The organism is Butyrivibrio sp. XBB1001 (assembly GCF_000424505.1).
Classification (GTDB): domain Bacteria; phylum Bacillota; class Clostridia; order Lachnospirales; family Lachnospiraceae; genus Butyrivibrio.
Genome location: NZ_AUKA01000006.1, coordinates 157,460 through 169,827, shown reverse-complemented (window position 1 = coordinate 169,827; position 12,368 = coordinate 157,460). Strand labels below are relative to the sequence as shown.

The 12,368-nt window shown below is 42.3% G+C and carries 10 protein-coding genes; 9 read left to right on the top strand and 1 reads right to left on the bottom strand.

What is annotated here, in order from left to right; all coding sequences use genetic code 11:
* Positions 1 to 8 precede the first annotated feature (8 nt).
* Genes G631_RS18405 through G631_RS0107185 form a run of 9 tightly spaced genes read left to right on the top strand, consistent with a single transcriptional unit; the run spans position 9 to position 9,740 of the window.
* Positions 9 to 1,052: a cobalt-precorrin 5A hydrolase gene (locus G631_RS18405; protein WP_051196981.1), complete on the top strand. Its 1,044-nt coding sequence runs from the start codon at positions 9 to 11 to the stop codon at positions 1,050 to 1,052.
* A gap of 1 nt (position 1,053) precedes the next feature.
* Positions 1,054 to 1,803: a precorrin-3B C(17)-methyltransferase gene (gene cobJ / locus G631_RS0107220; protein ID WP_026488886.1), complete on the top strand. Its 750-nt coding sequence runs from the start codon at positions 1,054 to 1,056 to the stop codon at positions 1,801 to 1,803.
* On the top strand, positions 1,793 to 3,823 hold the full coding sequence (gene cobK / locus G631_RS0107215; RefSeq protein ID WP_026488885.1) for a precorrin-6A reductase: 2,031 nt from the start codon (positions 1,793 to 1,795) through the stop codon (positions 3,821 to 3,823). Before cobJ ends, cobK begins: the two co-directional genes overlap by 11 nt.
* 3 nt (positions 3,824 to 3,826) lie before the next feature.
* The gene (locus G631_RS0107210; protein WP_242829074.1) at positions 3,827 to 5,191 is read left to right on the top strand and encodes a cobyrinate a,c-diamide synthase; all 1,365 of its coding nucleotides are present in this window, start codon (positions 3,827 to 3,829) and stop codon (positions 5,189 to 5,191) included.
* Between the two features lie 21 nt (positions 5,192 to 5,212).
* Positions 5,213 to 6,295 (top strand): nicotinate-nucleotide--dimethylbenzimidazole phosphoribosyltransferase, encoded by a 1,083-nt coding sequence (gene cobT / locus G631_RS0107205; protein WP_026488883.1) that lies wholly within the window; start codon positions 5,213 to 5,215, stop codon positions 6,293 to 6,295.
* A complete protein-coding gene (locus G631_RS0107200; RefSeq protein WP_026488882.1) occupies positions 6,295 to 6,849 on the top strand; it encodes a bifunctional adenosylcobinamide kinase/adenosylcobinamide-phosphate guanylyltransferase in 555 nt (184 codons plus the stop codon). Before cobT ends, G631_RS0107200 begins: the two co-directional genes overlap by 1 nt.
* Positions 6,846 to 7,649 (top strand): adenosylcobinamide-GDP ribazoletransferase, encoded by an 804-nt coding sequence (locus tag G631_RS0107195; RefSeq protein WP_026488881.1) that lies wholly within the window; start codon positions 6,846 to 6,848, stop codon positions 7,647 to 7,649. The genes G631_RS0107200 and G631_RS0107195 overlap by 4 nt, the downstream gene beginning before the upstream one ends.
* A 33-nt stretch (positions 7,650 to 7,682) precedes the next feature.
* Positions 7,683 to 8,687 (top strand): adenosylcobinamide-phosphate synthase CbiB, encoded by a 1,005-nt coding sequence (gene cbiB / locus G631_RS0107190; RefSeq protein ID WP_026488880.1) that lies wholly within the window; start codon positions 7,683 to 7,685, stop codon positions 8,685 to 8,687.
* Between the two features lie 3 nt (positions 8,688 to 8,690).
* Positions 8,691 to 9,740: a pyridoxal phosphate-dependent aminotransferase gene (locus G631_RS0107185; RefSeq protein WP_026488879.1), complete on the top strand. Its 1,050-nt coding sequence runs from the start codon at positions 8,691 to 8,693 to the stop codon at positions 9,738 to 9,740.
* A 60-nt stretch (positions 9,741 to 9,800) separates the two neighbouring features.
* Here the strand turns inward: G631_RS0107185 and G631_RS0107180 are convergent, their stop codons facing one another.
* Complete coding sequence (locus G631_RS0107180) at positions 9,801 to 12,254, bottom strand: GH36-type glycosyl hydrolase domain-containing protein (RefSeq protein WP_026488878.1); 2,454 nt, start codon at positions 12,252 to 12,254, stop codon at positions 9,801 to 9,803.
* Positions 12,255 to 12,368: the final 114 nt, after the last annotated feature.

The following is a 12,368-nucleotide window of genomic DNA, read 5'->3' as shown; positions in this document are numbered from 1 at the left end:
CGGATAGTTTGAAGCAGATAAGCTTAGATAAATACAAAATAATATGCTTTACAGACAAGGGGCAGGAGCTGATGGATAGGCTGGCAGAGGCTCTTTTTAATGAGCTTTCTGATGCTGTTGATGTGCCAGTTTTAGAGAGCGTTTCGTCAGTAGCTGACTGGGCCAGAGATAATTTTGAATCCGGAAATGTCCTGATTTTCATTGGAGCCTGCGGGATTGCGGTAAGGGCAATTGCTCCATTTATCCGCGACAAGAAGACTGATCCGGCTGTTATTGTCATGGATGAAAAGGGAGAGTTTGTAGTCCCAATTTTGTCAGGGCATTTGGGAGGAGCCGTAGAGGCTGCCAGAAAGATAGCTCTTTTGACAGGGGCAAGGGCTGTAATGACTACAGCGACAGATACCAGGGGAGAATTTGCCGTTGACGTTTTTGCCAAGGAAAATGATCTTGTTATAACAGACATGAAAAAGGCAAAAGAATTTACGGCAAGACTATTAAAAACAGGAAGCAGCAGTGCTTACATAGATCCAGAATTTGAAGAGTGTCTGGAAAATAAGAATATCCAGCTTCCGGCTAATATTCGCAGAACTAACGTAGAGGAGGCAGAGCTTGTCATAACCAGCAGAGTATATGACGAAGATGCACTCCTACTTATTCCTAGAAATGTTGTAGTGGGGATGGGCTGCAAAAAGGGAAAAACAAAGGACGAACTTGAAAAAGCTCTTTTGACAGGGCTTTTGCAGGAACATATAGAAAAAAGAGCTGTAAGAGCAATTGTTTCAGCTGATATTAAGAGGGGGGAACCTGGGCTCATTGAGCTTTCAAGGGAACTTGGAGCTGAGTTTATAACCTATGACAGTGACACCCTTCTTGCCCAAGAGGGGGATTTTAGCTCCTCTGACTTTGTAAAAAAGGTAACTGGAGTTGACAATATCTGCGAGAGAGCAGTGTGTGCCTACGGCGCAAGGCTGATCTGTAGTAAAAAAGCCCTGGATGGAGTTACATTTGCAGCTGGCATTATAACTTCAGGCAGAGAATGGGAAAGGCTATGATATGGGAAAATTATATGTTGTCGGCATCGGACCTGGATGCTATGAAGATATGACGATCAGGGCGGATAGGGCCCTTAGGGAATGCGATGTGGTAGCAGGATATACGGTGTACTGTGACCTTTTAAGACCATATTTTCCTGACAAAGAGTACTTATCAACTCCTATGATGGGCGAGGAGAAAAGAGTTGCCATGGCCCTTGAAAGAGCAGGGAAAGGTCAGGTGGTAGCGCTTGTGTGCAGCGGAGATGCCGGAGTCTATGGAATGGCAGGACTTGCCTTTGAACTGGTGCAGGGAGATGGGGATGAAAATGTTGAGAATGTGGAAATAGAAGTGATCCCCGGGGTAACTGCGGCTATAAGCGGAGCAGCACTTTTGGGAGCACCGCTCATACACGATTTTTGCCTGATCAGTTTAAGCGACAGGCTGACACCTGTAAATACAATTGAAAAGAGACTAAGGGCGGCAGCAGAGTCTGATATGGTCATAGTTCTTTATAATCCGGAGAGTAAGTCAAGGAGCGGATATCTCAAAAGGGCAGCAGAAATCCTTATGGAGACTTTAGAAGAGAGCAGAATATGCGGCGTTGCCAGAAATATCAAAAGGCAGGACGAAAAAATGGAGATAATGACCTTAAAGGAACTTACTGAGTATCCTGCAGACATGTTCTGCACTGTATTTATCGGTAATTCCAGTTCTGAACTTATTGATGGACATATGATCACTAAAAGAGGATACAGAAGTGAAAGATAAGGTTTTAATATTTGGCGGAACAACAGAAGGAAGAGTTCTTTCTGACTTTTTAAGGAAAGAGAATGTTCCCCATATAGTAAGCGTTGCAACTGAATATGGCAGAGATATTGAGCTTGGAAGCGGAGAAACAAAAGTTTTAACCGGCAGGCTTTCAAAGGAAAAGATAAAAGAGCTCTTAAGCGGTGGTGAGTTTGGGATTGTTGTAGACGCAACGCACCCTTTTGCTGTCAAAGCCTCAGATGAAATAAGGACTGCGGCTAAAGAGTCCCATACAACCTACCTTAGGCTGTCAAGAAATACTAAAGATCCTGATTATCAGCAGGACTTCGTATCCTATGTAAATACTATGAAGGAGGCAGGAGCAGTCCTGAAGGAAACAGAGGGAAATATACTCCTTCTTACAGGCAGCAAGGATTTACAAGAAATCATAGGGCAGATAGGCGATGTGAAAAGAGTTTACGCCAGAGTGCTTCCAAGCCTTGAGAGCATCACCCTTTGTCAGGAGGCGGGACTTTCCGGCAAGCAGATAATCGCTATGCAGGGGCCATTTTCTACCCAGATAAATACAAGCCTTATAAAAGAGATAGATGCCAAGGCTATTCTTACCAAGGAAAGCGGGGTGACTGGAGGGTACTACGAAAAGCTTGAGGCAGCGCGTCAGTGCGGCATAAGGGCAGTAGTAGTAAAAAATCCTGAAAATAGTAGTGCAAATCCTGAGACAGAAGTTGAGCATCTTTCCATGGAGGAAGTTTTAAAAAAGCTTTCGGAATATCTTGGAATATCTTTTACTGATAATAATGAAAAAAGAGAGATAGTTCTTGCAGGGATAGGACCTGGGGAGGAAAGGCTTATTACTCTGGAAACCTTTAGGGCTCTTGAAGAGAGCGACATTATCTTTGGAGCACCATCAGTAGTGGAGCGTCTTGAGAGCTTTTCTGGAAAGGTAAAGAGCTTTTTTGAAACCTCTAAGATAATAGACTATCTCCAGCAACATCCTGAATATAAAAGAGCTGTTGTTGCCTATTCTGGTGACATTGCAGTTTCAAGCGGGGCCAAAAAGTCTGCAGGGATATTTGAAAGGGCAGGCTTCAAGGTCTGCAAGCTATCTGGAATATCATCTGTATCCCTGTTTGCAAACAGGCTTGGAGTAAGTCTTGAAGATGTCAGGATATTAAGCGCCCACGGCAGAAAGTGTAATGTGGCAGGCTACGCTATGGTAAGTCCCAAGCTGATAGTACTTCCTTCAGATATATCTGATGCAAAGAGAATAGTAGGGGAAGTCCTTCAGACAGGAGACCATTTTAGATTGGTTTTTGGGTGCGACCTTGGAAGCGAAAAAGAAAAGCTGACAGAAGTAGTGGTCAAAGAGGGGAAAACTGATACCAATCTGATAGATGGAAATAAAGTTCTTTTGTATATAGAAAATAAAAATACAGATAATATTCTTGCAGGGCCCTTTGTCAGAGATGAGGACATGATAAGGGGAGATGTCCCCATGACCAAGGAAGAAATCAGAGCCTTGTCTGTTAGAAAGCTTGAACTTAAGACTGGAAGCGTCTTTTTTGATATAGGTGCGGGAACTGGATCGATTTCTATAGAGGCAGCTTTGCTTCATCCGGATATAGAGGTTTATGCTTTTGAAAAAAATAAAGTGGCAGCAGAGCTTCTTTGCAAAAATAGGGAAAAGTTTGGACTGTCAAATATACATATTGTAGAAGGAACAGCCCCGGAGGTCCTTTTGGACTTACCAAGGCCAAGCCATGTTTTTATAGGAGGAAGCGGAGGAAAGCTTGAAGAAATCCTAAAGGCAGTTTTAAAGGAAAACCCAAAGGTAAGGATTGTATTAAACTGCGTGACACTTGAGACTCTATCAATGGTTACCACCCTTGCCAGGAAGATGAATTTAGAAATGACCTATGTATCCCTTGTTTCAGTCACAAGATACCAGGCAAAGGGGCATTACCACATGGCAGATGCTCTAAACCCCGTGTATATAGCTGTTTTAGAGCAGAATAGGTGAGTTATGGCTTTTGAATATAAAGTGCAAATTCCAAGAGTTATGATCTGCGCGCCATCAAGCGGCAGTGGCAAGACCTTGGTTTCCTGCGCGCTTATGAGAATTTTAAAAAGAAAAGGCTACAATGTGGCGGCCTTTAAATGCGGTCCGGATTACATCGACCCCATGTTCCACAAAAAGGTTCTGGAAGTCCCTTCCAGAAATCTTGATCTTTTTATGGCTGGAGAAGAGGGGGTAAAAAGAACCCTGATGGCGGGAGCTTTGGGTGGTGATGTGGCTATCATAGAGGGAGTTATGGGCTTTTTTGATGGCCAAAGCGCTCTGTCTATGGAGGGTTCTTCCTATGATCTTTGTAAAAAGACAAAGACGCCTGCAATACTTGTGGTAGATACAAAGGGTATGAGCAGGTCTGTAATTCCACTTATAAAGGGCTTTGCAGATTACGGCCAGGATAATGGAAAGACGGTCTTAAAGGGAGTTATTTTAAATAATATTTCTCCTATGATAGTCAGGGATATTTCCGGAGAGATAGAAAAAGAGCTGGATATCCCGGTTCTGGGCTTTCTTCCAAAGCTTGAGGGGACTCTTTTTACCAGTAGGCATTTAGGACTGGTGCTTCCAGAAGAAGTGCCGGATATCCTTGAAAAAGTAGACTTGGTAGCAGATAAGCTAGAGGGAAGTCTTGACCTTAAAAGATTTCTTGAAATAGCCAAAGAGGCTAAGGAGCTTACTATAGATAATGAAGCTTCAAAAGAAATCCAATTAAAGACCAGAGTTGGAGTGGCTTTTGATGAGGCTTTTTGCTTTTACTATGAGGATAACCTGGACCTTTTAAAGAATATGGGGGCAGAGATTAAGTTCTTTTCTCCGATACATGATAAGGAACTACCAGAGGTGGACAGGCTGATCCTTGGAGGCGGTTATCCGGAGCTCTATGGGAAACAGCTTATGGAGAATGTATCCATGAGAGAGAGCATAAAGAAAGCGGCCATGGAAGGAATGCCTATCCTTGCAGAATGCGGGGGATTTTTATATTTGCAAAATAGCATGACGGATATAGAAGGGAATACCGCTTTGATGGCTGGAGTTCTTGAGGGAGAATCCCACATGACTTCGAAGCTGTCACATTTTGGATATGTAAATGTCACAGCTCTTTTGGACAATCCATATCTAAAGATGGGTGAGACTATGAAGGGTCATGAATTTCACTATTATGACACAACCAATAATGGCCAGGTTTTAAAAATGTCAAAGCCTTCAGGAAAGCGCTCCTGGGAGGGATATCAGAGTTTTAAGAACGTCTTTGGCGGATTTACCCATTTGTATTATCCTTCCAACAAGGAATTTGTAAAAAGGTTTCTGTCCCTGTGAGGACAATAAATAAGGATCTGTATGATATATCAAAAGAAAGATTTGTTCGAGATAAAAATAGAAAGGCCAGATGAAGAAATTTTCAGGAAGGCAAAAGAGGCTTGGGATGGTATTTCCAAGCCAATTGACGGCCTTGGGGATTTTGAGAGTCTTATATGCCGCATTGCAGCCATGAAGAGGGACATATCTCCGAGACTTTCGGAGCGTACTCTGGTGGTAATGTGCGCAGATAACGGAATTGTAGAGGAAGGCATATCCCAGAGCGGCAAGGAAATAACACTGGCAGTTGCAAAGGCTCTTGGAAATGGTATAAGCTCAGCCTGCAGCCTGGGGAGAGCCTCACACGTTTCTGTATTTCCTGTTGATATAGGGATTGACAGCGATGAAAAGCTTGCAGGAGTTCTTGATAAAAAGGTCTCTAAGGGAAGTAATAATTTCTTAAAAGAGCCTGCTATGAGTGTGGAACAAACCCTTGAGGCTGTCTATGCAGGAATAGAGGTTTCCGAGAAGCTTTATAGCGAGGGAAAAGATATTCTGGCTGTTGGGGAAATGGGAATAGGTAATACTACTACATCAGCAGCAGTCCTGTCAGCTATTCTCGGGGGCAACTGTGACAAATTTGTTGGGAGAGGTGCAGGCCTTGATGATGCAGGTCTTTTGCGAAAAAAGGAAGTTATAAGAAGAGGCCTTTTAAAATATGACTTTGAAAAATATAAAGAAAAAAATGAAAAGTACCTTGAAATACTAAGAACTCTTGGGGGCTATGATATTGCTGGAATGGCGGGAGTATTTATCGGAGCTGCCAAGTGCCATTTGCCTGTAGTTATTGATGGAGTTATCAGCTCCACTGCAGCTCTTCTTGCAGAGGGGATGGTTCCTGGCTGCAGGGAATATATGATACCTTCTCACAGAGGAAGAGAAGCGGGGAATATGGCAGCTCTTAAGGCTCTTGGGCTTGAACCTTATATAAATGGGAACATGGCTCTTGGAGAGGGGACTGGCGCCCTTATGCTCTTTCCTTTATTGGACCTTGTTCTTGACTATTATCTTCAGGGAGCCAGGTTTTCTGATTATAAAATAGAAGAATACAAGAGGTTTAACTGATGGTTGTACTGATCATAGGAATACCTGATAGTGGCAAGTCTAAAATGGCAGAAGATATGGCAGTAAGTCTTTCAGAAAACGGCAGCAGATACTACATAGCCACTATGATTCCCTTTGGAGAAGAGGGGCAAAAGAGAATAGAAAAACACAGAAAGTTAAGGCAAGGTAAAGGGTTTGAAACTATAGAATGCCCGGAAGACCTTGGCAGGAAGCTTTCAAATGTGGATGGAATTGCAGGATCTACCTGCCTTTTGGAGTGCATGTCAAATCTTGTTGGAAATGAAATGCATAGAGAAGGGGCCCTGTGCGGGAATGAACTGGTGAACCACATAATAAAAGATGTGCGTAATTTATGTCAAAGAGCTGAAAATGTGGTGATAGTATCTAATTCTTTTCCCATGGAGGCGCCAGGGTACGACGACGATACCAGAAATTATGTAAGGGCACTTTTTCAGGTTAATGAGGAACTTAAAAAGATTTCTGATGAAATCTATGTTTTTGAAGAGGGCACCTGGTTAAAAGAAAAAGCCAGTATAGGGAGTGACAGGACATGAGATTATTAAAACAGATGGCCATAGCTTTTTCCATGTATTCAAGGATTCCTATGCCTATTTTTGAGTGGGAGGATAAAGATTACAAGAAGGCTATAGCTTTTTTGCCTCTGATAGGAGTAGTCATTGGCTGTATTTGCACGGCTGTTTACTGGCTTGGTCAAGGGCATCAGCCTGGAGTAGCTCTAGGGCTTATCCTTGCCTTAATTCCTATCGCAATAACGGGCGGCTTTCATCTTGACGGCTTTATGGATGTTAGCGATGCTCTTTCTTCCTATCAGAATAGGGAAAAGAGCCTTGAGATAATGAAAGATCCTCACATCGGAGCTTTTGCGGTTATAGGCCTGATAAAATATGGACTTTGCTTTCTGGCAGCGCTTTTATCATTGACCATGCAGGATAGTTCTATAAGTGCATTGCAAGGGGTGTTGGCCTACTCTATAGGATTCGTTATAGTAAGGGCATTATGCGGGCTTACCAGTATTTACCTGCCCAAGGCCAAAAAAGACGGAATGCTCAACAATGAAACAAAAGAGGCGGATTTTTTTGTGAAGATAATTCTGTATATCTCTTTGATCATAGGCGCGGGCTCTGGCCTTATTATATGGCCAATTGGCACTTTTATCGCTCTAATTGCAGTTTTGTGCTATACCCTGCACTATAGTTATCTTTGCAAAAAAAGATTTGGAGGAGTCACTGGAGACACGGCAGGATATTATATTTGCATGGCAGAATGTATATATTTGGTGGCTGTTGCTGTGTCGAGTTATATTACAGATGCTTATTCTTTTTGTTTATTTTGATATTTGAATTAAAAGTACTAGTAGAGGTGTTTTATGTTTTTTCACAGTATAGCCTTTTTCCTGGGCTTTGTGCTGGATCAGATAATTGGAGATCCCTATAATATCCCCCATCCCATAAGACTTATCGGAAACCTCATAAGTTTCCTTGATAAAAGGCTCATGGGACCTAAAGAGGCTGATGACAAGGATAAAGGTTATGACCGAAATCCTTCAAAAGAGTTATGGAAGGGGATTATTTTGTGGATAACTGTTGTTTTGACAACGGTTATTGTTACTTTTTTTCTATTATTTTTTTCTTATAAGGTACATGCTGTACTTGGAATCATGGTTGAAGCAGTAATGACCTGCTATATCCTTGCAGCAAAGAGCCTTAGGGTTGAGAGCATGAAGGTTTATAAGGCTCTTAAGGAAGGCACCTTGCAGGATGCAAGATATGCAGTTTCTATGATAGTTGGAAGAGATACTAAAGTCTTGGATGAAGCAGGCGTTGCCAAGGCAGCGGTTGAAACAGTGGCAGAAAATACTTCTGATGGAGTAATAGCGCCACTTATTTATACCTTTATTGGAGGGCCTGTCCTTGGCTTTTTTTATAAAGCTGTAAACACCATGGACTCTATGGTTGGCTATCACAATGACAGGTATGAGTATTTCGGAAGAGCAGCAGCAAAGATGGATGATTTCTTTAACTATATTCCTGCTAGACTTAGTGCTCTTTTTATGATCGGTGCAGCATTTTTGTGTGGAAGAGATTTCTCTGGCAAAAGAGCTTTTGCAATCTTTAAAAGAGACAGATACAACCACAAAAGTCCTAATTCAGCACAGACAGAGAGTGTTTGTGCGGGAGCTCTTGGAGTAAGGCTTGCAGGAGATGCCAGCTATTTTGGCAAAATAGTGCATAAGCCCTTTATAGGAGATGACTTTAGGCCTGTGGAAGCTGAAGATATTAAAAGAGCCAACAGGCTAATGTATGGCACAACATACTTGTGCATGGCAGTTTTGCTGATAATTATGATTCTTGTAAATACGATGCAGGTGTAAGAAATGCTTCATGGCGGCGAGATATATGATAAGAAAATTAAATATGATTTTTCAGTAAATACAAATCCCTTCCCTTGTCCTGAAGATATAAAGGATCAGCTGATTGAGACGGTATTTAATGTGGATAAGTATCCGGATATGACCCAGAGCCAGTTTCGGAGCGCAGTTTCAAAGGCGCAGAATAGTAGTTCCTACAAAAGCATTTTTACACCAGATATGATAATAGGAGGAAACGGGGCATCGGAGCTTATTGCTGCTGCAACGCTTATGCTGCGACCTCGCAAGGTCCTTCTTCCTGTTCCCAGCTTTTGGGGATATGAACATGCTCTTGGAATGCTTGATAATTGCCAGATCAAATACTACCCTCTTTCTGAGAAAAATGGTTTTGAAGTGACTAATGATCTGGTAGATGCAATAGAGGGAGACGTAGATGCAATTTTTCTTGCAAATCCCAATAATCCTACAGGACGGTGTATTGGTAGAGATGTACTCGAAAAAATAATAAGCAGGTGTCAGGAGACTGGAACAAAACTCATAGTAGATGAGTGTTTTTTCAGTTTGTCGGAAGGGGAAACATCAGCAAGAGACTATATCAGGGATTATTCCGGATTATATGTGATCGATGCCTACACCAAGCTTTTTTCTATTCCAGGAGTGAGAGTTGGATTTCTTTTGTCTCAGAGTAGGAACATACTGAATATAAAAAGATATCTGCCAGAATGGAATATGTCATCTTTTGCACTAAGGGCGGGCATTGGATGCGCCAGACACTGCCTAAAGGGCTATGAAGATGAGTCTTTTGTATATATTAAAGAAGAGAGAAGCTTTCTTTCTAAGGAACTTGAGAAATGCGGAATTAAGGTATTTAAGTCGGATACGAATTTTCTTTTGCTCTATGATAACAGGGGAGATCTTTATAGTTATCTTCTGGAAAAAGAAATACTGATCAGAGACTGTTCTAATTTTAAAGGCCTTGAAAAGGGCTATTACCGGGTGGCTGTAAAAAAACATGAGGATAATGAAATACTTATAAAATGTTTAAGGGAGCTGTGACAATCTGTCACAACTCCCTTAGCGTTTTCTTCCCCTCAAAAGATTACGCAGGCTACATATTTAGCCCATTATAGCTTCAACGGTATATTCCTTAACACCTTCTTCGTAAGGAATAATGTTACCGGAAACCTCCTTGCCATTTACGACAAGCTTCTTGATGCCCTTCTGAGCGCCGTTCTGCTTGACGCTTATGTTGTACTTGGCACCTCTGTACTTTCTTGTAATCTCAAAATCACCAAAGTCTTCAGGAACACATGGGTTGATTGAGAGACCAGTGTGTGTAGGATATACACCAAGGATGTATTGAGAGATGTTAACAAATGTCCAGGCAGCTGTACCTGTGAGCCAGCTGTTCTTGCCCTGTCCAAAGAACTTGGCATCTCTACCTGCAACCATCTGTGAATAAACATATGGCTCTGTGCAGTGAATATCACTTATATCCTCAATATATGCCGGGCATGTCTTCTTGTAGATCTCAAAGGCTCTGTTACCGTGACCAAGAACTGTCTCTGCGATTGAAACCCAAGGATTGTTATGGCAGAAGATACCAGCGTTCTCCTTGTATCCTGGTGGATAAGATGAAACCTCACCAAGTTCAAGGTGATATTTGGTATATGCAGGCTGAAGGATCATAACACCATACTTGGTATCAAGTCTCTCTTCAACACTCTTAAGTGCCTTCTCAGCAAGACCTTCCTTGACACCGATTCCGGCAAGAACACAGAAGCCCTGTGGCTCGATGTAGATCTGGCCTTCCTCACACTCTTTTGAACCAACCTTGTTGGAATAAGCATCATAAGCACGAACAAACCACTCGCCATCCCATCCGGCAGTGATAGCAGCCTGGTAAACCTTGGCGATTTCTTCGCGGGCTCTCTTTGCCTCAGCGTCATCACCGAGAAGCTCAGCGAGCTGAGCATACTCTTCGCCGTATTTTACAAACATACCTGCGATGAATACTGACTCGGCTACAGGACCTTCAGAAGGACCAAAGGTCTGGAATGACTCACCTGGATGCTCTGAGAAACAGTTAAGGTTCAAACAGTCATTCCAGTCAGCACGTCCGATAAGTGGAAGACCATGAGGACCCTTGTGAGTTGCAGTAAAGTCAAAGGAACACTTGAGGTGATCCATGAGTGTCTTGGCAACACTCATATCATTATCGAAAGGAACCATCTCTTTTAATATTGAAAGGTCCCCTGTCTCTCTTACATAAGCACTTGTTCCTGCGATGAGCCAAAGTGGATCATCATTGAAACCTGAGCCAATATCTGAATTACCCTTCTTGGTAAGTGGCTGATACTGGTGATAAGCGCTACCATCCTGGAACTGAGTAGATGCAATATCGATGATACGCTGTCTTGCTCTGTCTGGGATAAGGTGTACAAATCCAAGAAGATCCTGACAGGAATCTCTAAAGCCCATACCACGGCCAATTCCAGACTCATAGTAGGAAGCAGAACGTGACATGTTGAAAGTAACCATACACTGATACTGATTCCAGATATTAACCATACGGTCAACCTTCTCATTGGAAGAAGAGATATGGTAGTTGGAAAGAAGCTCTTTCCAGTAATTCTTAAGCTCTACAAGAGCAGCATCAACAGCACTCTCTGTCTTATAAGCCTCAATCATCTTAAGAGCAGGCTTCTTGTTAACAACGCCTGGAGCTTCCCACTTGTCATCCTCAGGGTTCTCGATATAGCCCAAAATGAAGATAAATGTCTTGGACTCACCAGCTGCAAGTTCAATATTTATCTGCTGTGAAGCGATAGGTGACCAGCCGCTTGCTACAGAATTTGTGCATTTGCCCTCTGCAACAACATCTGGATGATCAGGACCATTGTATGCGCCAAGGAATGCGTCTCTGCTGGTATCAAAACCGTTAACAGCAGAGTTGACGCTGTAGATAGCGTAGTGATTACGTCTCTCTCTATACTCTGTCTTGTGATAGATTGTTGATCCGCCATCTGTAACTTCTACTTCTCCGGTTGAAAGATTTCTCTGGAAGTTTTTCATATCATCATCTGCGTTCCAGAGACACCATTCTACATATGAGAAAAGAGAAAGCTTGGCAGCGGTAGTCTTGTTATTAGTAATAGTCACCTTGGAAATCTCACAGTTATCATTCATAGGTACAAATGTAAGAACCTTGGCTTCTACGTTGTTCTTGCTGGATGTAAATGTGCTATAACCAAGTCCGTGACGGCACTCATATGAGTCAAGGGCGGTCTTTACTGGCTGCCAGCCTGGATTCCACACAACTTCATCTGCCTTATCTGTTGTGTCCTTGATATAGAAGTATTTGCCATTGTTATCATATGGCACGTTGTTATAACGATATCTTGTCAGACGCAGGAGCTTGGCATCCTTGTAAAAGGTGTAGCCACCGCATGTGTTTGATATCAGTGAAAAGAACTCTTTGTTACCAAGGTAGTTGATCCAAGGCAATGGAGTCTTTGGCGTGGTGATGACGTACTCAAGAGAAGCGTCATCAAAAAATCCGTACTTCATAAAAACCTCCTGTGAATTGTGAATTAAGAAAAAGTTGCTATATGCACTTAAACGTTTTCGAAATTTCTAGTGACATTATATATGCTAAATTGATATATTGCAACAGAAAATAAA